Below are 24,389 nucleotides of genomic sequence, written 5' to 3' on the forward strand. Positions count from 1 at the left end.
TAAAGACAAAATAATGAACTTAAGAACTTTCATTGAACGGCCGGTTCTATCGGCTGTCATCTCTATAACGATTGTCGTTGTCGGGATCATCGGACTGTTCACGTTGCCCGTCGAACAATATCCTGATATTGCTCCTCCCACCATTATGGTGAGTACCAGTTATTTTGGTGCCAGCGCAGAGACTTTGCAAAAGAGTGTGATTTCTCCGCTGGAAGAAGCAATTAATGGTGTGGAAGATATGACTTACATGACCTCTTCGGCTACCAATGCCGGTACGGTTTCCATCACTGTTTACTTCAAACAGGGTACCGATCCTGACATGGCGGCAGTAAACGTGCAGAACCGTGTTTCTAAGGCTACAGGCCAGCTTCCGGCGGAAGTGACCCAGGTAGGAGTTACTACCTCCAAGCGGCAGACCAGTATCTTGCAGATGTTCTCTTTGTATAGCCCAGACGATTCTTACGATGAGACTTTCCTTTCCAACTATATCAGTATCAATCTGAAACCTGAAATTCTCCGTATCTCCGGAGTAGGAGATATGATGATTATGGGCGGCGAATATAGCTTGCGTGTATGGATGAAACCGGATGTGATGGCACAGTACAAACTCATTCCGGGTGATGTAACCTCTGTACTTGCCGAACAGAACATTGAATCGGCTACCGGATCATTCGGTGAGAACTCCGACGAAACCTACCAGTATACCATGAAGTATAAAGGCCGTCTCATTACTCCCGAAGAGTTTGGTGAAATTGTAATCCGCTCCACGGACGACGGCGAAGTACTGAAACTAAAAGATATTGCCGACCTTGAATTGGGACAGGAAAGCTATGCCTACAAAGGTACTACCGATGGACATAATGGTATTTCCTGCATGATATTTCAGACAGCCGGTTCTAATGCTACCGAAGTGAACAATAACATTGATAAATTTTTGGAGGAAGCCCGGAAAGATTTGCCGAAAGGGGTAGAGCTTACACAGCTGATGAGTTCCAATGACTTCTTGTATGCTTCTATTTATGAGGTAGTCAAGACGCTGATTGAAGCTATTATTCTGGTAATCCTGGTGGTGTATGTCTTCTTGCAGGACATTCGTTCCACGCTGATTCCGTTGGTAGGTATTATTGTTTCTTTGATCGGTACGTTTGCCTTTATGGCACTGGCGGGTTTCAGTATCAACCTGATCACGCTGTTTGCTTTGGTATTGGTCATCGGTACGGTGGTAGATGATGCCATTGTGGTGGTCGAGGCGGTGCAAGCCCGGTTTGATGTGGGGTATAAATCTTCTTATATGGCAAGTATAGATGCAATGAAAGGTATCAGTAATGCGGTAATTACTTCCTCACTGGTATTTATGGCGGTATTTATTCCGGTATCTTTTATGGGAGGTACCTCCGGAACCTTCTATACGCAATTCGGATTGACAATGGCGGTTGCTGTGGGTATTTCCGCTATCAACGCCCTCACGCTGAGTCCGGCGCTTTGTGCACTGTTGCTGAAACCTTATATTAATGAGGACGGAACACAGAAGAATAATTTTGCTTCCCGTTTCCGCCGTGCATTTAATGCAGCTTTTGATGTGGTGGTAGATAAATATAAAGGCATCGTATTGTTTTTCATCAAACGCAGATGGCTTACATGGTCTTTGCTGGCTTGTTCGATGGCTTTGCTTCTGTTCTTCATGAATACCACGAAGACAGGGTTGGTACCGGATGAAGACCAGGGAGTGGTGTTTGTGAATGTCAGTACTGCTGCCGGTAGCTCACTCAAGACTACGAATACGGTCATTGAACGTATCGAGAAGCGTCTGGAAGATATCCCGCAGGTGGCACATGTGCAGAAGGTGGCAGGTTACGGATTGTTATCCGGGCAGGGAAGTTCATTCGGTATGCTGATTCTGAAGTTGAAACCCTGGGACGAACGCCCCGGCAAGGAAGATAATGTACAGGCTGTTATCGGTCGGGTATATGGCTGTACGGCGGATATCAAGGATGCTACAGTATTTGCCATTTCTCCGGGTATGATTCCGGGTTACGGTATGGGTAATGCACTCGAACTGCATATGCAGGACAAACAGGGAGGCGATATAAACACTTTCTTCCAGACCACACAGCAATATCTGGGTGCTTTGAACCAGCGTCCTGAGATAGCAATGGCATATTCTACATTTGATGTACGTTATCCGCAATGGTCGGTAGAAGTAGATGCTTCCAGATGTAAACGTGCAGGCATTACGCCGGATCAGGTACTCAGCACTTTGTCGGGATATTATGGCGGGCAATATGTGTCCAACTTCAACCGGTTCTCAAAAGTATATAAGGTAATGATACAGGCCGATCCTGAATATCGTCTGGATGAGACTTCACTGAACAATACTTTTGTGCGTATGGCGAATGGGGAAATGGCTCCGCTGAGTCAGTTTGTAACATTGACACGCGTGTATGGTGCCGAATCACTGAGCCGCTTCAATATGTACAACTCTATTGCGGTAAATGCGATGCCTGCTGAAGGTTACAGTACCGGTGACGCAATTCGTGCCGTGCAGGAAACTGCCGCCACTTCATTGCCCAAAGGCTATGGTTATGATTATGGAGGTATCACTCGTGAAGAGAACCAGCCGAGTGGCACTACAATTATCATATTTGCTATCTGTTTCCTCATGATTTACCTCATCCTGAGTGCACTTTATGAGAGTTTCATTGTACCTTTTGCCGTACTTCTGAGTGTGCCCTGCGGACTCATGGGAAGTTTCCTTTTTGCCCGTATGTTCGGACTCGAGAACAATATCTATTTGCAAACGGGGCTTATCATGCTGATTGGTCTGTTGGCAAAGACAGCGATCTTGCTGACGGAATATGCAACCGAGCGCCGTAAGGCAGGTATGGGACTGATTGCTTCGGCACTGAGTGCATCCAAAGCCCGTTTCCGTCCTATCCTGATGACGGTTCTTACAATGGTTTTCGGTCTGTTGCCTTTGATGGTAGCTTCCGGAGTAGGAGCCAATGGTAACCGTTCACTCGGAACCGGTACGGTAGGTGGCATGGTGGTTGGTACACTGGCGTTGCTATTCATTGTTCCTTCACTCTTTATAGCCTTCCAGTGGTTACAGGAACGTTTGCGTCCGGTACAGCCTCAGCCTACCCACGATTGGCAGATTGAGGAAGAGATTGTGAAGAGCGACCGGGAAAAACAAGAAGCCGGTAAGGAATGACCTTAACCAAATTATTAAAAAGAAAAGAAATATGAAGAAGATAATTCTATTATCTGTGGCAACGACTTTTATACTGAGTAGTTGCGGCATTTATTCCAAATACAAACCTGCTACGGAGGTTCCCGAAGGGCTTTATGGGGCTACTGATACGCTTGTGTCCGCTACCGATACCGCCAATCTGGGAAATCTCTCCTGGCGTAAGGTATTTACAGACCCGCACTTGCAGATGCTCATTGACTCTGCCCTGGTGCGCAATACTGATTTGCAAACCGCCCATTTGCGTGTGAAAGAGGCTGAGGCTACATTGCTTTCTGCCCGTTTATCCTATCTGCCTTCTTTCTCTCTTTCTCCGCAAGGCACGGTGAGTAGTTTTGATGGTGCGAAAGCTACGCAGACGTACACATTGCCTGTTTCTGCAAGCTGGGAGATTGATCTCTTCGGACGTATCACCAACGCCAAGCGCCGTGCAAAGGCGGTTCTTGCTCAAAGCCGGGAGTATGAACAGGCTGTGCAGACCCAACTGGTGTCGGCCGTAGCCAACAATTATTATACCTTGCTGATGCTCGATGCCCAGCTTGAAATATCTACAGCCACCGAGGCTGCCTGGGCGGAGAGTGTGACTGCCACCCGTGCTATGAAAGCAGCCGGTATGGTGACCGAAGCAGGGTTGGCGCAGACCGAAGCTACCTATTATAATATCCGTACATCGCTGCTCGATTTGAAAGAGCAGATCAATCAAGTGGAGAATGCCCTTTCCCTGTTGCTGTTTGATGTTCCTCAGAACATTCGGCGCGGCAAGCTTGAAGGGCAGCAATTGCCCGAAGACCTCTTCGTTGGTGTACCTCTTCAGATGCTTGCCAACCGTCCCGATGTGCGCAGTGCAGAACAGGCTTTGGCACAGGCTTTTTATACAACCAATAGTGCGCGTTCTGCTTTCTATCCCTCTATCACGTTGAGTGGTAGTGCCGGATGGACTAACTCGGCAGGTGCTCTGATTGTCAATCCCGGTAAGTTCATTGCTACGGCAGTTGCGTCGTTGACGCAGCCGTTGTTCAACCGGGGACAGAATATCGCCCAGCTCAAAATAGCGAAGGCACAGCAGGAGGAGGCACGTCTCAGCTTTGAACAGACGTTGCTCAATGCAGGTAGCGAGGTTAACAATGCACTGGTACAATATCAGACAGCCCGTGATAAATCGGAGTATTTCACTAAACAGGTTGCCTCACTGGAAAATGCCGCCCGAAGCACCCGTTTGTTGATGAAGCATGGCAATACCACGTATCTGGAAGTATTGACTGCCCAGCAGACATTGCTCAATGCACAACTGTCTCAGGTAGCCAACCGTTTTACTGAAATTCAGGGAGTTATTACATTGTATCAGGCCCTTGGTGGCGGAAGAATGTAAGAAGAGGAGGAATGGAATGAAACCCGAAACTGTTCGTCGCCGAATAATTGATTATACCAAGCAGGAGATGATTCTGCACGGCGTCAGTCGTTTGACTATGGATATTATTGCTCAGGGCATGGGCATGTCCAAACGGACGCTTTATCAGCTTTTTCCCAGCAAAGTCTGCCTGGTACGTATTTGCCTGGCAGAGTTTGCTGCCGAGAAACACAACCGGTTGCTTACCGGGCAGAAACAAGAAGAGTATTCCTGTACTGAGATTCTTTTCCGTACGATGGATGCTTATACATCGCTGATACATTGTCAGGGTAGTACATTGTTGTCTGATCTGGCAGGAGATCCCGACTATCAACCTATGTTGGAACGTGAAAAGACTTTCTGGTTGCAGCAACTGGCCGATGCGCTGAATCTTTGCAAGGCTTGCGGGGTGTTGGTAGCTGATGTTAATCCCGACCGTTTGGCGATAGAAATACTCACTATCCTTTATGAGAACTGTTTGCGTGGCGCTTCCTATGCCACGCAACGGTTACTTGCTTATTCGTTGCTGCGTGGATTCTTTAAAGTGGATGATATCCTCTATATTGATAAGTGCTTGCCGATAACGCAGAAAGGATGAGGTGTTTATTTCACCACAGAGAACGCAGAGGACACGGAGTTTTAAATCTTTATTGAAACGCGGATTAACACAGATTCTCGCAAAGGGAAATAATGATAAGGTAAAGAACTACAGTCTTTTAATCTGTATTAATCCGCGTTTTATCAGATAAATAATACTCTGTGGAACTCTGTGCTACTCTGTGGTGAGTTTTGCTCATTTTTGTATGGCTTTGAACTCAGTAACCAACTACTCGGAATGGAGAGTTAGATTGTTTTACATGTCCTTCCTTCCCCAAGCCATGCGCATTGCCCGGCTCCGGGGAGAAGGTCCCTCGGCTCCGGGGAGGACGTTGCTCGGCTCCGGGGAAGAGGCTGTTCGGCTCCGGGGAGAAAATGTACTTGTAAAGTCTTTGATTATCAATTTGTTGTAGGATAGGCTTTTTATCTTCTCTATTCTATGGGTGTGGTAATATTGCTTTACATCATACAAAAATATCACTTTGATGAATGGTTACTCTTATAAAGAAAGAGACACGAAGCAAATTGGCTTCGTGTCTCTTTCTTTATATAAGATTGTAATGTATGGGCTTATGCGTTCAGCGCCTGTTCAATATCTGCAATAATGTCTTCGGCACTTTCTATACCCACCGAGAAGCGGATCAAGTCCGGGCGTACACCTGCTTCCATGAGCTGCTCATCAGTCAGCTGACGGTGTGTGTGGCTGGCAGGATGCAGTACACATGTACGGGCGTCTGCCACATGAGTCACGATAGCAGCCAGTTGCAGTGAATCCATGAATTTGATAGATACTTCGCGTCCGCCTTTCAGTCCGAAAGAGATAACGCCGCAGGAACCGTTCGGCATATATTTCTGGGCCAGTTCGTAGTATTTGTTTCCCGGAAGACCGCAATAGTTTACCCAGGCTACTTTGTCATTCTTAGCAAGATATTCGGCCACCTTCTGTGCGTTGCCACAATGCTGAGGCATGCGGAGATGCAACGTTTCCAGTCCTAAATTCAATAGGAAAGCATTCTGCGGGCTTTGGATACTACCTAAGTCACGCATCAGTTGGGCAGTGGCTTTGGTTATATATGCCATTTTACCGAAAGAGGTTGTGTAAGTCAGTCCATGGTAAGACTCATCCGGTGTGCAAAGTCCGGGGAACTTATCAGCATGGGCATCCCAGTCGAAATTACCACTGTCTACGATACAGCCGCCTACGCTGGTGGCATGTCCATCCATGTATTTGGTAGTAGAGTGTACCACGATGTCTGCTCCCCACTCAAACGGGCGGCAGTTGATAGGAGTAGGGAATGTATTGTCTACAATCAACGGAACGCCATTGCTATGAGCGATGCGGGCAAACTTTTCGATGTCCAGTACTTCGAGAGACGGATTGGAGATTGTTTCGCCAAACAGTGCCTTGGTGTTAGGGCGGAAAGCCGCGGAGATTTCTTCCTCACTGGCATCGGGGCTGACAAAAGTAACATCAATACCTAACTTCTTCATCGTCACTCCGAACAGGTTGAATGTACCACCGTAGATGGCCGATGAACAAACAAAATGATCGCCTGCCTGGCAAATGTTGAATATGGCATAAAAATTGGCTGCCTGCCCGCTGGAAGTCAGCATAGCAGCTACACCTCCTTCGAGTGCAGCAATTTTGGCAGCTACGGCGTCGTTGGTAGGATTTTGCAGGCGGGTGTAGAAATAACCACTATCCTCAAGATCAAACAAACGGGCCATCTGCTCACTGGTTTCATATTTGAAAGTAGTACTCTGATAGATGGGCAGCACGCGCGGCTCACCCTTTTTAGGAGTCCATCCTGCTTGTACACACAGGGTTTCGGGTTTGAATTGTTTTGCCATAATTGTTATTGGGTTTTCGAATTTATTGCCTTAAAAAAGTTATATCGACGCAAAAGTAGAGAAAATAATTGGTTTAAAAGGTTATCTTTGCGGAGTTATTCAATTGACAGTTGACAATTATTTAATTGACAGTTATTCAATTGACAGTTGACAATTGACAGTTATCCAGTTGGCAATTGTTCAACGAACGGTTACCTATTGACATTGAACACATAACTCTGTATCCGCGCAGCCCACTGTCAATTGTCAACAGTCAACTGTCAACTGAATAACTGTCAATTGTCAACTGTCAATTGTCAACTGAATAACTGTCAATTAAATAATTTTCAATTAAATATGAATCGTCTCCTCTGTCTTTTTCTGTTTATCTCTTTCCTGTTTGTTGCCCCGGATATGTGGGCGCAGCAGAAAGCTACTCCGAAAGCTGGTGAGGGAATTTCGTCTTTCCTACTGCGCCACAATCGTGCTCCCAAGAAGTACTATGATGATTTTGTTGAGTTGAACAAAGCTAAATTAGGAAAAGATAAAACACTTAAAATGGGAGTTATCTATCTGATTCCTCCTGCAAAAAGTTCTGTATCTGCTGCTACGGCTAAGTCTGCTCCTGCCGGAAAAACCGTTGAGAAGCAGGATAAACCCAAACTTACACGGCGGACAGAAATCAATGAACCTCTCTTCGGAAAATTGCTGGCAAACACAAAAGTTACCTCCAATCGCTTGGCCGGTGCCTGCTTTTATGTGGTCAGCGGGCATGGCGGACCTGATCCCGGAGCCATTGGCAGGGTGGGGAAGCACGAACTTCACGAGGATGAATATGCCTATGATATTGCTCTGCGTCTGGCACGTAACCTGATGCAGGAAGGAGCAGAAGTACATATCATTATTCAGGATGCCAAAGACGGAATCCGTGACGATGCTTACCTCTCTAACAGTAAACGGGAGACTTGTATGGGCGATCCCATTCCCTTGAATCAGGTGCAACGTCTGCAACAGCGATGTGACAAAATAAATGCCCTGTATCGCAATGACCGTAAAAACTATAAGTATTGCCGTGCCATTTTTATTCATGTAGATAGCCGTAGTAAAGGAACGCAGACGGATGTGTTTTTCTACCACTCCAACCGCAAAGCTGATAGTAAACGATTGGCGAATAATATGAAAGATACTTTTGAGTCGAAGTACGGAAAACACCAACCAAACCGTGGTTTCTCCGGAACAGTGAGCGGACGGAATTTATATGTATTGGCCCATACAACCCCTGTATCTGTATTTGTAGAACTGGGTAATATCCAGAACACACTTGACCAAAGACGATTGGTTATTCCTTCCAACCGGCAAGCATTGGCGAAATGGTTAATGGAAGGTTTTCTGAAAGATTATAAAGGGATGTGAATTTAGCAAGAACGGACAACCGGACTGTGAGAATAAACCCTATATTTGTTGGCGAATACGAAGTAAAAACCTAAAAACTTACCTTACATGAATCAGTTGTCTTTTGTCGGCACTTATCGGACTTCTCCTTATATTCTTACTGAAGGAGCCGTTGTAGAGCGTTTGCGTCGTGAATTTCATATCCCTTTGGATGAAGATCTTATCCATGCAGCTTTGATCTATAATACTTCTTACCGTGAAGTCCTGGCAGGCATTTATAAGCAATATATTGACATTGCCGCCCGGTATCAGTTGCCCTTGATGCTGATGACACCTACCCGCAGAGCTAATGCAGAAAGAATCTCCGGTTCGGTTTACCGAAACCGGGATATATTGCGGGACAACGTTGCCTTTCTTTCGGAACTTCGCGATACAGCTTCTACTCCCGTCTATATTGGTGGCCTGGCCGGTTGCCGGGGCGACGCTTATGATGGACGCTACCATCTCTCGGTAGAAGAAGCAACACAATTCCATTATCCCACCGTTCGTGCCCTGGCTGAGGCAGGTGCCGACTATTTGTTTGCAGGCATTATGCCTCAACTCACCGAGACCATTGGTATGGCCAATGCAATGGCAGCAACCGGATTGCCCTATATCATCAGCTTTATGATTCGTCGTGACGGACGGTTGTTGGATGGAAGTTTTATCCATGATGCTATTGATACAATAGATAAAGAGGCAACCACCCGTCCACTTTGCTATATGGCAAACTGTGTACATCCCGATGTGCTGCACCAGGCTTTGTCACATTCGCATAATGATACTCCTCTGGTGCGCGAACGCTTTCAGGGGCTTCAGGCTAATGCTTCTACATTAACTCCCGAAGAATTGGAAGGGCGTACCGATCTGGAATCTTCTTCTCCTGATGAGCTGGCCGACAGATTGATGACGTTACTTTGGGATTTCCCGTTAAAAATTTGCGGAGGCTGTTGTGGCACAGACGAGCGGCATCTCAATAGCTTTGCAGAGATTCTGACCCAACGCTGACCTTTTTTTATAGCGATAGATACTTTATCTCTTGTCAGCGGGCATTTACTGACTGGGATGCTATCTTCTCCAGTAATTCCTGCATTTTACCAATTACAGGGTGGTCCTCCATTCCGTAGTTGGCTGCTATTTGCTTTATTAGTGGAATGCTGAGCCATACGTTTCTATCCTTATCTTCCCATACTGATATCTTTAGTGGTAATTCGATTGATATAGCCGGATTTTCTTGCATGAGTACAGTACCTACTTTGGGTGAACCGAAAACAATGACCTGATTTGGGAGGAGTTGCAGCCCTGCTTCTTCTGCATTCTTCTCATGATCGAATTTGGCAAATACAGGGATATCCATGGTTTTTAATATCTGTTCTGTACGCATCATTGTTTCGGATACGCCGAACTGGCTTTTATAAGACTTATTCATAACTCTTCCTCCGTTTTGTGCCAATATCGTGTTAGAAATCAGCATGATGATTATAATTAGTAAACTCTTTCTCATAACGCATTCAGTTTTCCTTTTGTTTTTTGATCTCATGATGCAAAGATAGAGTGTTACGGTATTTGAGGAAATGGCTATATTACCTGTTTAGCTGGCTATTATTCCCGAAAAGAGAGCTTATTTAGTTGAAAATTGAAAGTTGACAATGGTCAATGAAGAGCTCCCAACTCTATAACTTTACAACTCCATAACTTTCAACTAAATAAAGAAGTACTATACAGCGTAACAGCGCAGCCAATTTTCAATTTTCAACTTTCAATTTTCAACTAAACAAGCTCTACAATGGCATATTTCCGTGTTTCTTAGGCGGATTGGTCTGCATCTTATTTTCTGTCATTTCCAGGGCCTGGATCAAGCGCTTCCGGGTCTGCTTCGGTAGGATTATTTCGTCAATAAAGCCCAATTCGGCAGCCTGATAAGGGTTGGCAAACTTTTCTTTATAGGCTTCCAGCTCTTTGGCTTTTGTTTCTGTATCTGCTTTACGGAACAGAATATTTACCGCACCATCAGCGCCCATTACCGCAATTTCAGCACTCGGATAAGCAAAGTTTACGTCTGCCCCGGTCTGCTTAGAGTTCATTACGATGTAGGCACCACCGTATGCTTTACGGGTGATAACTGTGATTTTAGGTACGGTTGCCTCTGCAAATGCATATACAATCTTTGCCCCGTGGCGTATGATACCGTTATTCTCTTGCGTATATCCCGGCAGGAATCCCGGAACATCTTCAAAGGTGATCAACGGAATATTGAAACAGTCGCAGAAACGAATGAAACGGCTCGCCTTATCGCTGGCATCAATATCGAGCACGCCTGCCAGATAAGCCGGCTGATTGGCTACGATACCTACCGAGCGTCCGCCCAAACGTGCAAAACCGATAAGGATGTTCTTGGCAAAGTTGGGCATTACTTCAAAGAAATAGCCATTGTCTACCACGCGCTCAATGATATCTTTCATATCATAAGGTACGTTCGGGTCAGCCGGGACAATTGTATCCAGTGATGCATCTTCACGGTTGATATCATCGGTATTGTTTTGCTTCTTAGCTTCGTCCATATTGTTTTGTGGCAGGAAGGAGAGCAATTCGCGAATACTCATCAGCAGCTCTTCTTCGCTGTTGGCCATGAAATGAGTCACTCCGCTTTTGCTGCTATGTGTCATTGCACCACCCAATTCCTCTTTACTCACTTCTTCGTGGATCACCGTTTTTACTACATCCGGTCCTGTCACAAACATGTGGCTCTTTTCTTTTACCATAAAGATAAAGTCCGTCAGTGCGGGAGAGTAACAGGCACCGCCGGCACATGGACCCAGAATGGCAGAAATCTGAGGAATTACCCCGCTTGCCATTGTGTTCTGATAGAAGATATCAGCATAGCCCGAAAGGCTTTCGATACCTTCCTGGATGCGGGCACCACCCGAATCGTTCAAAGCGATGATAGGAGCTCCGTTTTTTAATGCCAGCTGTTGTACTTTCACAATCTTCTTTGCATTGGATGCCGAAAGTGAACCACCATATACCGTGAAGTCATAAGCATAAACAAAGACCTGGCGGCCGTCTATTTTCCCATAACCGGACACAATGCCATCTCCGGGAATCTTGTTTTTGTCCATACCGTAGTTGGTACACCGGTGCACCATTAACTTATCCAGTTCTACGAAAGTACCTTTGTCCAACAGCATGTCAATACGCTCGCGGGCAGTCATTTTTCCACTTTCGTGTTGCTTTTCTATCTTATCGACACCTCCACCAAGGGAAGCGATGCGGTCACGTTCTTCAAACGCGGCATATGCTTTATTTATTTCTTCCATTTTTACTCTATGGCTTCAAGGGTTATTAATGTCTGGTCACCAGTGATACTATCACCTTCCTGCACCAGTATTTCTTTAATGCGACAGTCCGAAGTTACTTTGTAGTTACTTTGCATTTTCATTGCTTCAATGACAATGGCGGTATCTCCGGCTTTTACTTCCTGGCCCACACTAACGGGAATTTTCACAACCTTGCCCGGCATTGGAGAGATGATGCGGTCATTCTGTTCTTCATCTCCCTTTTTGCGCATGCGCAGGTATTTTGCCTGACTGTCTACAATTTCTACATTGTAACTGTTATAGTGTGTATTTACCTTATAACTCTTTCCGTTCTCACCACGGATCAGCTGTGCATTGGAGCTGTGTCCATCCATCAGGATGTTACAGGTTCCGTTTTCTGCCATCACTACATCTGCTTCAAACGTCTGTCCGTCTATGGTAAGTACCACTTTATTATCTTCCTTGCTGACCAATTCTATCTCGGCCACACGGTTTCCTATATGAATTTCCATAATTAATCATTTAAATAATGTACCAATGTCTTTCGGCAATACAGCGTAGCCAATTGGCACATTAGCATATTGGCACATTATTATATTCTTAACACTCCTTTATGCAATCCGAATTCTTTCCACTTGCTGATAGGGCGGTTATCGGTAGACGATCCGCTATTTTCTTCAAGGTTCATCAGATAGTCCATATAGGCGGCAATCAAGGCTATTTTCTCAGAACGTTCACTGGTGTGGGTGATACACTTTTGTAATGCTTCGCCGTTCTTTGCAATAAAACCTGTATCATAATGCCCTTCTACAAAGTCGGTGGTATCCATAATACAACGCAGGTAACTGATGTTGTTTTTCACCCCTGTCAGTTTGTATTCGTGGAGTACCCGGCGCATGCGCTCAATGGCGTATTCACGGGTGGTAGCCCACACAATCAGTTTACCGATCATCGGGTCATAGTAGATAGGGATTTCATATCCTTCGTATACGTAGCTATCAATGCGTACACCGATACCGTTTGGCTCAGTAATTTGCTTGATCACTCCCGGACTGGGCATGAAGTTCATTTCGGTATCTTCTGCACAGATACGGCATTCAATAGCGTGTCCGCGTTGCTTGATATCCTCTTGTTTTAACTTTAACACCTGGTTATCTGCCACTTTGATTTGCTCTTTTACCAGGTCTACCCCCACAACTTCCTCTGTAATAGGATGTTCTACTTGTAAACGGGTATTCATTTCCAGGAAGTAGTAGTTGCGGTGTTTGTCTACCAGGAACTCAATTGTTCCTGCACCGATATAGTTGACGGCTTTGGCGGCAGCTACTGCCTTTTCGCCCATGTCTTTGCGTAATTCGGGTGTTACGAATACCGAAGGACTTTCTTCTACGATTTTCTGGTTACGACGTTGTACGGAGCATTCACGTTCGCATAGATGAATTACATTGCCGTGTTTATCACCCAGAATCTGAAATTCAATATGATGTGGTTCCTCAACGAACTTTTCCAGATATACGGTGTCGTCTCCAAATGAGGAGAGCGATTCGCTTTTGGCTGTAGTATAGGCTTCTTCTACTTCACCGGCATTGTGGATCAGTCGCATTCCTTTTCCGCCACCGCCCATAGAAGCTTTCAGCATTACCGGGTAGCCTATTTGGTTGCACAGTTCTACGGCTTCTTCCACGCTTTTCAGATTTTCCTGCGTACCTGGAACTACCGGAACCCCCGCTTCAATCATTTTGATACGGGCAGCAATTTTGTCTCCCATTGCCTCCATTGTTTCCGGATTCGGACCGATAAAGATGATTCCTTCTTCCTGACAACGACGGGCGAATGTGGCATTTTCCGATAAGAAGCCATATCCCGGATGTATGGCATCTGCGTGGCACATCTTCGCCACCTCAAGGATCTTTTCTATATTCAGATAACTCTCTTTTGATGCGGCCGGACCGATGCAGTAAGCTTCATCGGCGTAGAGCACATGCTTTGCGGTGCGGTCTGCCTCTGAGAAAACAGCGATACTTGCTATTTCCATTTCCCGGCAGGAGCGCATTACTCTCACGGCTATTTCTCCGCGATTGGCAACTAAGATTCTTTTTATCATATTCATTTCTCAATTAAATGCATATACGTATTAGTGCTTTTCCACCCTGCGGACACATTCCACCCGGTGAAAACACAGTATTTCTAAGATTTGGGGCTAAACGGCGATACTTTCTTTCCTAACCCACGAGGTGAGAAAGTATAAATTTTGACTGGCAGGTCTTCTGACTGACTCTCATCTTATGGGCCTTCCCGATGGATTTTTTACCTCCGTCAGTGGCGCGAATCTGGTTAATTTATAAGATGTTGTACAGAGCTTCACAGCAGCGGGACTGTCCGGGAGTTACACCCGATTCCCTTTTAATCTTCATCCGTTGACCACGGATTCCGAACCAAATCGGGCGCAAATATAGAGAATTATTGAATAGGACGAATCTTTTTTGCACGAAAGTTTACTTTTTGTGCAGTCTGAATAAAAAAGCAGGTGTAAAAGCCTGACAGTTGAAACACAATGCCCTCTTTTTTGTTATTTTAAATGAGGTATGTAACCTTATGCAAAATAAAAACCTATAAAAATACATTTCATGTCGCATTTGCCAACTTTAATTGCTGACCTTGCACTGATATTGATATCCGCAAGTATTATAACTTTATTGTTCAAATGGTTAAAACAACCTTTAGTTTTAGGTTATATTGTTGCCGGATTACTGGCTGGTCCTTATGTCCATATTTTCCCTACTGTAGGAGATATAGCAAATATTAATATCTGGGCCGAAATAGGAGTTGTATTTCTGCTTTTTGCTCTCGGTCTGGAATTTAGTTTCAAGAAACTTATCAATGTGGGTTCAACAGCTTTTATCACGGCAACTACCGAAGTTATCAGTATGTTATTGATTGGTTATATGGTAGGATATCTGCTGGGATGGGGTACCATGAATTCTATTTTTCTGGGTGGAATGCTGTCTATGTCATCTACTACCATTATTATCAAGGCTTTTGATGATCTGGGGTTGCGTAGCCAGCGGTTTACAGGCATTGTATTCGGTACACTGGTTGTGGAGGACCTGATTGCTATTTTGATGATGGTTCTTCTTTCTACGATGGCAGTGAGCAAAGATTTTATGGGCGAAGAGTTGCTGGTAAGTGTACTGAAAGTTGTTTTCTTCCTGATACTGTGGTTTCTTATCGGTATTTTTATCCTTCCGGCTTTCTTGAAAAAAGCAAAGAAGCTGATGAATAATGAAACGCTTCTGATTGTGTCTCTCGGCCTTTGTCTGGGAATGGTAGTACTGGCTACCTATACCGGATTCTCGGCTGCTCTGGGTGCATTTATTATGGGTTCTATCCTTGCTGAAACGGTTGAGGCGGAACACATTGAGCATATTATACAGCCGGTGAAAGATCTTTTCGGAGCAATTTTCTTTGTGTCTGTCGGTATGTTGGTCAATCCGGCTGTATTGGTTGAATATGCTTGGCCGGTTATTATTATTACACTGGTTACCATTATTGGAAAAGCCATATTCTCTTCATTGGGTGTTCTTCTGTCCGGAGAGTCACTTAATATTTCCATCAAGTCCGGGTTTAGTTTGGCACAAATCGGAGAATTTGCTTTTATTATTGCCGGATTGGGTGTTTCGCTCAAGGTACTTGATCCGTTTATCTCTCCGATTATTGTGGCTGTATCCGTTATTACAACTTTCACTACTCCCTATTTTATTCGTCTGGCAAATCCTTTTGCCGAATGGCTTTATAAAGTATTACCACCCAAAGTTCAGGAAATACTGGCTCGTTATGCTTCTGGTAAAAAAACGGTGAACCATGATAGTGACTGGAAGAAGCTATTAAAAAATATTGTTGGCAGAGTCATTATTTATAGTGTACTGCTCACTGCTATTTGGCTACTGTCTGTGAAAACACTATATCCTGCTGTCAGTGAACTGTTTACTCCTGTGACGATCTGGGTTAATCTGGCGATGTGTCTGGCTACTCTTTTACTTATGACTCCTTTTTTGTGGGCGCTTATCTCCAATAAGTACAATTCTTCTGCAATATTTCTGAAACTGTGGGAAGATGAGAACTACAATCACGGTCGCCTGGTTGCTTTAGTGCTGTTCCGGGTGTCTGTTGCTATTTTTTTTATTTCGGCTGTAGTCATCAGCTATTTTCATCTGAATTTTGGGATAGGAGTGGTTATTGCTGTAGCTGTGGTGGTTCTGATTCTTATCCTTCGGGAAGATCTTACTCAATATTCGCGTCTGGAAACTCATTTTCTGACCAATCTTAATCTACGGGAAGAGGTTGCCAGAAAACATCATCCGTTGAGAACGAGTTTCAACAGTGAGTTCAATAATAAAGATCTTGAACTTACCTCTATTCTTGTATCTCCTTATTCCCGTTATATAGGCAAATCTTTGGGAGAGCTCTCGTTCCGGCGGGATTTTGGTGTGAATGTAGTAGCCATTGTGCGTGGTGATCTTAAAATATATATCCCCAAGAGTTCTGAACGGATTTATCCACAGGATAAACTGGCAGTGGTTGGTACGGACGGGCAACTGCAAAAGTTTCGTGACGAAATTGAAAGCCCGCAAGGAGCACCGGATACAGAGGAGGTGCGTCAAGAGATGACTCTGCACTCTTTCACAGTGAATGAGGCTTTTCATTTCCTGGATAAAAGCATTGTTCAATCCCGTTTGGGTGAAAAGTATGATAGTATTGTTGTAGCTATTGAGCGGAATGGTGAGCTGGTTCCTCTGGATAAGGATACTACTTTTCTGTTAGGTGATTTGGTATGGTTTGTCGGAGAGAGGGAGAAGATCAGACAACTCTTTTAAGGAGTTGCCCGAAAAGTCTGTATCTACATAGATTTTCCACTTTGTTCAGGTAGATTTCTACTTATCTATATTGAAATTTTATATTTCTGTTTTTTCCTCTTGTCAATAGGAGTGTACAAAATGCACAAAACACGATCAGTATCGAGGTCGAAATCAACATATTGCCCAACCCTGCCAAAGGAGAGCAAATACCACCTACAAAAAAGGTAAGGAAACCAAGAATAGCCGATGCATTACCGGAACTCTCACGTACGGGTTCCAAGGCCAGTGTAGTAGAGGTGGGAAGTATCATACCCAGGAATACTAACAGAATGAAAAAAGCTGTTTCTACATAATAAACAGAGAAGTTACAGGTCAGTGTTATAGCTACTACAATACTCAGTAGCAGGAATCCCCGTACGCCGATTTGTAGTGCTGTCTCTACTTGTCGGAAGCGGATGACGAGCAGACTTCCTCCCATAATACCCAATGCATTGATACCGAAACAGAGGCTATATGTGAGTGGCGATAATCCGTAGTGTTCCTGAAAGATGAAAGGTGACGCAGCGATATAGGCAAACATAACTCCCATTGCCATAGCTTGTATCAGTACATATCGCATAAAGTGATGATTACGCAATACGGGTAGATAAGCTTTAAAGGTGTCTTTCACTTTACCTTGATTACGTATTGATAGGGATTCGTGAAAGTAAGTGGTGAAAAATAGCAGAAGGATTCCTATGCCCAGTAAAGTCAGGAAGATACCTCGCCAGTCTGTTACCATGAGTAATAATCCTCCCAGAACGGGAGCACAGATAGGGGCCAGACCTTGTACACTACTCAGTATGGAGAAGAAGTGTGCCAAGCGTTTTCCTTTATACAGGTCCGTAGCGATGGATTTGGAAATGACCACTCCGCCTGCTCCTGCTACCCCCTGTATAAATCGGAAGATGAGGAACTCATAAATAGTAGTGGACGCCAGACAAGCCAGGGTAGACAGGACAAACAGAATGAGCGACGCCAAGAGTGGGAATTTCCGTCCATAGCGATCGGAGAGGGGACCGATGAAGAGTTGTCCTATAGCCAACCCTACCATGCTGACAGTGAGGGTAAGCGCTACCATAGAGGCGGAAGTGTCAAAATAGATACCCAATGCCGGAAGTGCGGGTAGATAAAAGTCGGTAACGAATGGACCGAAAGCTGAAATTGCTCCTACTAACAAAAGGATATAAAGGGCAGAATTGCCGGTCTTCTCTTTCATAATGATCTTGTTTTTGATTTTCGGTGGCAAAGTACGCTACAATGTACCGGATGTTTTCGTTCTGTCCGGTGTCTTGTTCGGCCTGATTGTCGCTAATAAAGTTATTGGTATTATAAAAAGAACAGAATCTTGTACATACATCATTGTTTGGTATACAAAGATACGGATAGAATACGAGGATAGCCGAATGCTTACTGTAGACTATCGTATGGATAATAACAAGCATATTTTTATATTTAAAAGTTGAAAATAGAGTTTTTGTTTTTATAAATTTGCCGAAAGAATGTATTTGTAATCGTGTATATACTAATATTATGAAAAAAGAATTTGTTGCAGGATTGATTGTTACTTGTTTCGTGCTCTGTTGTAATGTACTTTATGCAAATGGTATTTATTTTTCCAAATTGGGTATGAAGCAGGGATTGTCTCAGCCTTCAGTAATGAGTATTTATCAGGATGAATTAGGCTCTTTTTGGTTTGGAACTCGTGAGGGGTTAAACCGTTATGACCAGAGTGGAATGCAGGTTTTTACTCCTGAACCTGGTAATTCAAATTCGTTGTGTGGTGAACGAATTAGACAAATATGTGGGGACCGGAATGGAAAAGTATTTATTCTCACAAATCGGGGCGTTTCAGAATACGATTTAAAGACCAACAATTTTTTGACTTTAAAAGAGAATGTATGTACAGCTGTTTCCTACGGTTATGGTCACCTTTGGATTGCAGAATATAACCATTTGTATATCTATAAAGATGGGGCTATTGAAAGTTTTCTTCAATTTCCATATCAGGTAAATATATCAGCAGTAAAAGAACTGAAAAATGGAAATCTTATTGTTGGAACATTTTCTTCGGGAGTATACTACTTGGATAAAAACAAGCAAGTTACGCAATTATTACCGGATATAGGACGAGTTTCTGTTGTATATGAAGATTCGAAAAATGATGTTTGGATAGGTTCTTATACCACGGGGTTGTATTGTTTTCAGGATACTCGTTTGGTAGAGCACTATTGTACGGTAGCTTCGAGGAAAGAGTGCCGGTTGTCGTCAGATTTTGTGAGGGATATTTGTGAAGATAATAAGGGGGGAATTTGGATCGGTACATCGCTCGGAATTAATCGCTTGGATGAAGATAAACAGAATTTAGCGTTTTTCGATGAAGGAGAACGTGATTCGTGGAAATTGTCTGATTGTTCTGTTTGGTCGCTGTATAAAGATGTACAAGGGACTATCTGGATTGGTACATATTATGGTGGAGTAAATTACTTTAATCCCGAAATTAAATCATATGCTTATCTTGATTTGCAATATCCTGGGAAAATAAATGTTTCCGGTCCTATTGTCGGAAATATTATTAAGGATGAGTATGAAAATCTTTTTTTGTGTACAGAAGGTGAAGGAGTTATTTATTATGATGTAGAAAAAAAACAATGCAAACAATATTCTATTGAAAGATCTCGCGGCAAATATATATTTAAATCGAATATAAAAACTGCATATTATGATAAAAATAACCATATATTGTGGTTAGGACTACATTTCGGAGGATTATGTAAATTTAATATGTCTACGCGGGAATATATAATATTTGATGAATATCACAATTCCCAAGATGCAGTTGGAGATGCGGTATCGATACGAGTTATCAAACCGTATGGGAAAGACTCGTTATTGGTTGGGACTCATTCCGGATTATACCTGTTTGATATGCGGACGAATAAATTTTCTCTTTTTTCTGAATGCCTGCATAAGCACAATCCCTTTGTTGTGGACATATTATTTGATAAAGAACAGAATCTTTGGGTTGCAGGGAAAGGATTGTTATGCTTTGATACCAAAAAACAAAAGTTAAAAGAATATCTGTATGATCCGAAAGAAGAAACTTCTTTAAGCAGTAATAATATGGAGAAACTTTTTCTGGATTCGCAGAATAGATTATGGATAACGACGGGTGGAGGAGGTCTAAATTTATATGACGCAAAAAATGATTGCTTCCATCGGTTTGATCAACGTAGTTGTGGATTGAAGAATAATTATATCGGTAATATTGCTGAATCCAAGAATGGGTATTTAATTCTTTTACATACTGAAGGAATTTCTTTGCTTGACCCTCGGAATAAGAGAGTATATAATTATGGGGTGGAAAATGGATTCCCGCTTTCTTCTGCTTATGGCGGGGATGTTTGTGTCACTTCTGACGGACAGATTTACCTTTCGGGGATAGATGGTATTATTTCCTTCACGGAAAAAGATCTGAAACAGGAATATACTCCCTTTAAAATTGAATTTCAGGAACTTTTAGTTAATAATCATAGAGTTATTCCCGGTGATTCTACGGGGATATTAAAGTCGACGTTGGCATTTACAAATAAAATCGATTTGAAGTATGATCAAACAATACTTTCAATTTCATTTATTTCAGATAATTATATTCCATCTAACCGTTGTGTTTATGAATATCAGATGTCCGGATTGTCAAATCAATGGGTTAAAATACCTCCACATGTATATAGTCTGAATTTTATGCACCTTGCAGAAGGGGATTATGTACTTAAAATTCGGGGGAAATGGGAGGGTACCCAGCAAATAGCTTGTGAAAAACAGTTATTGATTCATGTTTCCCCTCCATTTTACAGATCATGGTGGGCATATCTGATATATGTATTTATCGTTATTTCTTTAATTTACATTTATTTGTCTTCGATCAAATCGAAGTTGCTGTTAAGGACATCGCTTGAGTATGAAAAAAAGGAAAAAGATCGTATAGAACAGACTAATCAGTCAAAATTATGTTTTTTTACAAATATATCGCATGAGTTTAGAACACCTTTAACTCTTATTTTGGGGCAAGTTGAAATGTTACTACAAACTTCTCGTGTTTCTCCTGCGGTTTATAAAAAGATTCTTGCAATTAAAAGAAATGCTTACCATATGCAGAATCTTATAACCGAACTGCTCGAATTCCGAAAATATGAACAGGGATATTTGCTATTGAAAGTTTCGCAGGTGAATATGGGAGATTTTCTGGATGAGATATATGTATCTTTTACAGAATTGGCTCGTTTGAGAAATATAACATTCCGGTTGGAGAAGGGCGAAGATGATATTTTTGTATGGATTGATCCTATACAGATGCAGAAAGTATTTTATAATCTTATTTCCAATGCTTTTAAGTTTACACCTGAACAGGGGTGTATTGTGGTTGGAATGAAGGAAATGAAAGATAGAGTCTTAGTTTCTGTAACGGATAACGGTATAGGTATTTCAGAAGAATATATTGATAAAATATTTCAATGTTTTTATCAGGTGGATAATAATGTACAGGTGAGTAGTATGACACCTGGAACTGGAATTGGGCTAGCTTTGTCAAAGTTGATCGTAGAGTCTCATTCTGGAGATATTTCTGTATCGAGTGTTCCGGGTGTGGAGAGTTGTTTTGTTGTTTCTATACGGAAAGGGAAATCGCATTTCAAACAGTCTGAAATATCAGAGATAGAAAATGCAGATCAGATTTGCATAAAGAAAATATTGGAGTCTGAAACAGATATAGCTTCTGAAATTGTTCGTGAATCTGAAAATGAAGATGGCGATAAGCCGCAAATATTGATTGTTGAAGATAATATGGAACTTCGGCTTATGTTGAAAGATGTTTTTTCTCCGGTATATAATGTTGCTTTGGCAGCTGACGGAGAGGAAGGTTACCGGAAAACGATAGAGTTGCAGCCGGATATTGTTTTGAGTGATATAATGATGCCTTTTTTATCTGGTTCGGAGTTATGCCGGAAAATAAAAGAAAGTTTGGAGCTTTGTCATATTCCAGTTGTATTATTGACAGCTCGTACTACGATAGAGAGTAATATAGAAGGATTAAAAAATGGGGCGGATGACTATATTACTAAACCTTTTAATATAGAAACTCTTATAATTCGTTGTAATAATCTGGTTAATAACAGAAGGATACTTCAGAAAAAATTTAGCTGCCGCCCGGATGTTTCAGCTAAAGTTTTGGCAACTAATGAACAAGATCTTACTTTTATAGAAAAGGTTTGTGAGGTTATAGAAAAGCATATTGATGATTCGGATTTTGACATTCCGGTATTATGTGCCGAGCTCAATATGTGTCGTACGAAGTTGTTTGCTAAATTGAAAGGAGTTACCGGTCAGACACCGAATGATTTTATTATGAATGTGAAATTGAAAAAAGCTTCTGTTTTTCTTCGTGATAATATGGAAATGTCGGTTGCCGATATTGCATATACATTAGGATTTGGATCTCCAAAATATTTCGGAAAATGTTTTAAAGAACAATTTGGAATATCTCCTACCGCTTATCGTAAGGGTACTTCATTTTAAAAGTTGATTAATAGAGATTTGGAGGGGAAATAAATATTTACTCTCCAATGTATATTCTTGATAAATAGAGCATTCCTGTATTCTGAGACGGAAAATATTGGGTTGTTTTACGTACAATTTTATCCAATCTTCCCTTGTTTTTAACCCTATTTTTGTGGCGTATTAAAAATAAAAGTTAAACTATTAAATTGAAATGCCATGAGAAAATTGTATCTCTTTTTATCATTAATGTGTATGGCGATTTGGGCAAACGCTACAGTGTATTATGTAAAGCCGAATGTTGAATCTACGGCTTGGAGTGATAAAAATCCGGGACTGGTTTATACGGATATAAAGATGGCTTATGAGGCTGCTGCTTCGGGAGACCAGGTATGGATAGCTGCGGGTATTTATATGATTAAAAATGAGGAACTAGATGCTTCTAAAGTGTATTTAACCATGAAATCCGGTACTTCTTTGTACGGCGGCTTTGCCGGAACTGAAAGTAAGTTGGAAGATCGGATAAAGGTCGAAGGGGGGCAGCCGTGGGACTTTGTTAACCAGACGATACTTTCGATTGACGCTGCGGCTACAGCCTCTAATATTACAAATCAGAAGACTCAATTCCTGAATGAAACGTTTATTGACGGTATTACTTTTGAGAAGAGTAAAGGTTCGGCGGTTACTGTAAGAAAAGGTGGAGTTGTGCAGAACTGTATTTTTCGTGAGAATGTGTCGACTTGGGGAGGCGGCGGTGTACAAATGTATATGGGCGGTAAAGTGCAATATTGTTATTTTTTCAATAATTCGTCTGCCGCGAATGATAAAAACGGTGGTGCGGGATTGTATCTTTCCAGTACATCAGTTGAAGATGTGAACTATGTTGACCATTGTGTATTTGATAGTAACCGAGGATTGAAATGGGGGAGTATATGTGGTGGTGGTTTGCGTGCTGCTGCAGCAGGTATGATAACTAATTGTATCTTTTATAACAATATATCCGGGAGTGCTGCTGATGGATATGGTAAAGGTTCGGCTATTGCAGCTAATTGGTCCTCTAATACGATTTTAAATTGTTTGGTTTATAATAATACAGGTTATCCAATTTATACGGACAGGGGGGCTATGTTTATTAATATGACTGTGTGTAATAACCTGACCGGTGATCAAGGCAGTTATTCAGTTTTTTTTGATGCTGATGGTGGTGGTACATTGGCAAATAGTGTGGTCTGGAACAATATGACTACTTCCGGTAGTAAGGCTTACATGTATACGCAAGCCGGTTCGACGGTTAGTTATTTCGATTGCGTAGCCTCTAACAGGGGATCTGAAGATATAATAACTAAAGCGGAAAATTCGGACTGGTCGTTTTATCCTCTATACCGAATATCAGATGATAATATGGGAGAGGATGTGGAAGTGAATTACGCAAAATTTATTAAACCGACATCATTTGTGGGAGCTGTATCTTCTACGGATATTGACGCACTTACAGAGATTAGAAATGCTAACTGGAAAATGAATGAAACATCATTTCTGATTAACAAGGGTAACAGTTATTATGATGCGTTAGTTGAATTTGATTGTGATATTGTTGGAAAAAAGCGGGCCATGACCGATGAAGATCCTGTTGACTTGGGAGTATATGAAGTGGACCCCGCAGGTGGTATTGTTTCTGTACAGTCAATTTTTGACGGAAAGGAAATCTACGCTAGTTCGGGTGTTTTATATGTAAATGTGGCAAATAGCAATGTTACGGTGTTTGATATTACAGGAAAGTGTGTGAAATCTTTCTATACGGGTGATTTTTCCAAATCGACAGTATTGGAGAAAGGAACTTATATTGTGAAGATAGAGAAGAGTGGACACTCGATGACAAAGATGATTATATTATAAAGGTATTCAGTGATAAAAAGATTGTTATTAGGTACTTGTCTTGTTATCAGCGGTATTCCACTGATAACAAGATATATATCTGATTTCAGGTGGTTTTACATCGAGGACAGGTAGATATGAACCGGCTTCTGATTTAAGTGCTGTAATAAAAAAGTGCTGTAACAGGAGATGAAATCAGGATAGTCGGCGAAAGCCTTATGTACGTGCCCATGTATATTATAGTAACTGTTGGATAA

Annotated in this window: 14 protein-coding genes, 1 pseudogene and 1 riboswitch; of the genes and pseudogenes, 9 read left to right on the top strand and 6 right to left on the bottom strand. The window is 42.4% G+C overall.

Going from position 1 to position 24,389, the window contains the following annotated elements; all coding sequences use genetic code 11:
• The first annotated feature begins 13 nt into the window (after positions 1-13).
• The 4 genes from VCM39_RS05115 to VCM39_RS05130 all read left to right on the top strand — a co-directional run bounded on the left by VCM39_RS05115 (position 14) and on the right by VCM39_RS05130 (position 5,644).
• Positions 14-3,211: an efflux RND transporter permease subunit gene (locus tag VCM39_RS05115; protein WP_322933115.1), complete on the top strand. Its 3,198-nt coding sequence runs from the start codon at positions 14-16 to the stop codon at positions 3,209-3,211.
• 31 nt (positions 3,212-3,242) lie between these two features.
• Entirely contained in the window at positions 3,243-4,616 is a 1,374-nt protein-coding gene (locus tag VCM39_RS05120) for a TolC family protein (protein WP_195350137.1), read from the top strand.
• A 16-nt stretch (positions 4,617-4,632) separates the two neighbouring features.
• Positions 4,633-5,232 carry a TetR/AcrR family transcriptional regulator gene (locus VCM39_RS05125; RefSeq protein WP_322933114.1) on the top strand — a complete coding sequence of 200 codons (600 nt, stop codon included), beginning with the start codon at positions 4,633-4,635 and terminating at the stop codon, positions 5,230-5,232.
• Between the two features lie 205 nt (positions 5,233-5,437).
• Complete coding sequence (locus VCM39_RS05130; RefSeq protein WP_322933113.1) at positions 5,438-5,644, top strand: hypothetical protein; 207 nt, start codon at positions 5,438-5,440, stop codon at positions 5,642-5,644.
• A 157-nt stretch (positions 5,645-5,801) separates the two neighbouring features.
• On the opposite strand, the gene VCM39_RS05135 is transcribed toward VCM39_RS05130, so the two are convergent.
• Positions 5,802-7,082 carry an O-acetylhomoserine aminocarboxypropyltransferase/cysteine synthase family protein gene (locus tag VCM39_RS05135; RefSeq protein WP_221651184.1) on the bottom strand — a complete coding sequence of 427 codons (1,281 nt, stop codon included), beginning with the start codon at positions 7,080-7,082 and terminating at the stop codon, positions 5,802-5,804.
• Between the two features lie 336 nt (positions 7,083-7,418).
• On the opposite strand from VCM39_RS05135, the gene VCM39_RS05140 reads away from it, so the two are divergent.
• A complete protein-coding gene (locus VCM39_RS05140) occupies positions 7,419-8,474 on the top strand; it encodes an N-acetylmuramoyl-L-alanine amidase (protein ID WP_322933112.1) in 1,056 nt (351 codons plus the stop codon).
• Between the two features lie 87 nt (positions 8,475-8,561).
• Positions 8,562-9,500 carry a homocysteine S-methyltransferase family protein gene (locus VCM39_RS05145; protein ID WP_221651186.1) on the top strand — a complete coding sequence of 313 codons (939 nt, stop codon included), beginning with the start codon at positions 8,562-8,564 and terminating at the stop codon, positions 9,498-9,500.
• 34 nt (positions 9,501-9,534) lie between these two features.
• Here the strand turns inward: VCM39_RS05145 and VCM39_RS05150 are convergent.
• From VCM39_RS05150 to accC, 4 genes and pseudogenes are all read right to left on the bottom strand, one after another.
• Positions 9,535-9,912: pseudogene (locus VCM39_RS05150) on the bottom strand (DUF302 domain-containing protein); the annotation flags it as partial.
• A 361-nt stretch (positions 9,913-10,273) separates the two neighbouring features.
• Positions 10,274-11,809, bottom strand: coding sequence for an acyl-CoA carboxylase subunit beta (locus VCM39_RS05155; protein ID WP_322933111.1), 1,536 nt, complete (start codon positions 11,807-11,809; stop codon positions 10,274-10,276).
• Positions 11,810-11,811: 2 nt separating this feature from the next.
• The gene (locus tag VCM39_RS05160) at positions 11,812-12,321 is read right to left on the bottom strand and encodes an acetyl-CoA carboxylase biotin carboxyl carrier protein subunit (RefSeq protein WP_322933110.1); all 510 of its coding nucleotides are present in this window, start codon (positions 12,319-12,321) and stop codon (positions 11,812-11,814) included.
• Between the two features lie 80 nt (positions 12,322-12,401).
• Complete coding sequence (gene accC / locus VCM39_RS05165) at positions 12,402-13,913, bottom strand: acetyl-CoA carboxylase biotin carboxylase subunit (RefSeq protein ID WP_322933109.1); 1,512 nt, start codon at positions 13,911-13,913, stop codon at positions 12,402-12,404.
• 135 nt (positions 13,914-14,048) lie between these two features.
• Positions 14,049-14,264, bottom strand: a riboswitch (cobalamin riboswitch).
• Between the two features lie 172 nt (positions 14,265-14,436).
• Between accC and VCM39_RS05170 the strand changes: the two genes are divergently transcribed.
• Positions 14,437-16,683: a cation:proton antiporter gene (locus tag VCM39_RS05170; protein ID WP_221651191.1), complete on the top strand. Its 2,247-nt coding sequence runs from the start codon at positions 14,437-14,439 to the stop codon at positions 16,681-16,683.
• Between the two features lie 61 nt (positions 16,684-16,744).
• Here VCM39_RS05170 and VCM39_RS05175 read toward each other — a convergent pair whose 3' ends face one another.
• The gene (locus VCM39_RS05175; protein ID WP_221651192.1) at positions 16,745-17,923 is read right to left on the bottom strand and encodes a multidrug effflux MFS transporter; all 1,179 of its coding nucleotides are present in this window, start codon (positions 17,921-17,923) and stop codon (positions 16,745-16,747) included.
• Between the two features lie 314 nt (positions 17,924-18,237).
• Here VCM39_RS05175 and VCM39_RS05180 point away from each other — a divergent pair, with 314 nt between their 5' ends.
• A complete protein-coding gene (locus tag VCM39_RS05180; RefSeq protein WP_289293051.1) occupies positions 18,238-22,278 on the top strand; it encodes a two-component regulator propeller domain-containing protein in 4,041 nt (1,346 codons plus the stop codon).
• Between the two features lie 198 nt (positions 22,279-22,476).
• Positions 22,477-24,153 carry a T9SS type A sorting domain-containing protein gene (locus VCM39_RS05185; RefSeq protein WP_221651195.1) on the top strand — a complete coding sequence of 559 codons (1,677 nt, stop codon included), beginning with the start codon at positions 22,477-22,479 and terminating at the stop codon, positions 24,151-24,153.
• Positions 24,154-24,389: the final 236 nt, after the last annotated feature.

Origin of the sequence: Bacteroides mucinivorans, from assembly GCF_034654355.2 — a bacterium.
GTDB lineage: Bacteria > Bacteroidota > Bacteroidia > Bacteroidales > Bacteroidaceae > Bacteroides > Bacteroides nordii.

Bases quoted from the DNA above. Each gene is read 5' to 3' on its own strand.
- VCM39_RS05170 (WP_221651191.1), top strand. From the start codon at position 14,437: ATGTCGCATTTGCCAACTTTAATTGCTGACCTTGCACTGATATTGATA.
- VCM39_RS05185 (WP_221651195.1), top strand. From the start codon at position 22,477: ATGAGAAAATTGTATCTCTTTTTATCATTAATGTGTATGGCGATTTGG.
- VCM39_RS05155 (WP_322933111.1), bottom strand. From the start codon at position 11,809: ATGGAAGAAATAAATAAAGCATATGCCGCGTTTGAAGAACGTGACCGC.
- VCM39_RS05120 (WP_195350137.1), top strand. From the start codon at position 3,243: ATGAAGAAGATAATTCTATTATCTGTGGCAACGACTTTTATACTGAGT.
- VCM39_RS05145 (WP_221651186.1), top strand. From the start codon at position 8,562: ATGAATCAGTTGTCTTTTGTCGGCACTTATCGGACTTCTCCTTATATT.
- VCM39_RS05180 (WP_289293051.1), top strand. From the start codon at position 18,238: ATGAAAAAAGAATTTGTTGCAGGATTGATTGTTACTTGTTTCGTGCTC.
- VCM39_RS05160 (WP_322933110.1), bottom strand. From the start codon at position 12,321: ATGGAAATTCATATAGGAAACCGTGTGGCCGAGATAGAATTGGTCAGC.
- VCM39_RS05125 (WP_322933114.1), top strand. From the start codon at position 4,633: ATGAAACCCGAAACTGTTCGTCGCCGAATAATTGATTATACCAAGCAG.
- VCM39_RS05135 (WP_221651184.1), bottom strand. From the start codon at position 7,082: ATGGCAAAACAATTCAAACCCGAAACCCTGTGTGTACAAGCAGGATGG.
- VCM39_RS05175 (WP_221651192.1), bottom strand. From the start codon at position 17,923: ATGAAAGAGAAGACCGGCAATTCTGCCCTTTATATCCTTTTGTTAGTA.
- VCM39_RS05140 (WP_322933112.1), top strand. From the start codon at position 7,419: ATGAATCGTCTCCTCTGTCTTTTTCTGTTTATCTCTTTCCTGTTTGTT.
- VCM39_RS05115 (WP_322933115.1), top strand. From the start codon at position 14: ATGAACTTAAGAACTTTCATTGAACGGCCGGTTCTATCGGCTGTCATC.
- accC (WP_322933109.1), bottom strand. From the start codon at position 13,913: ATGATAAAAAGAATCTTAGTTGCCAATCGCGGAGAAATAGCCGTGAGA.
- VCM39_RS05130 (WP_322933113.1), top strand. From the start codon at position 5,438: ATGGCTTTGAACTCAGTAACCAACTACTCGGAATGGAGAGTTAGATTG.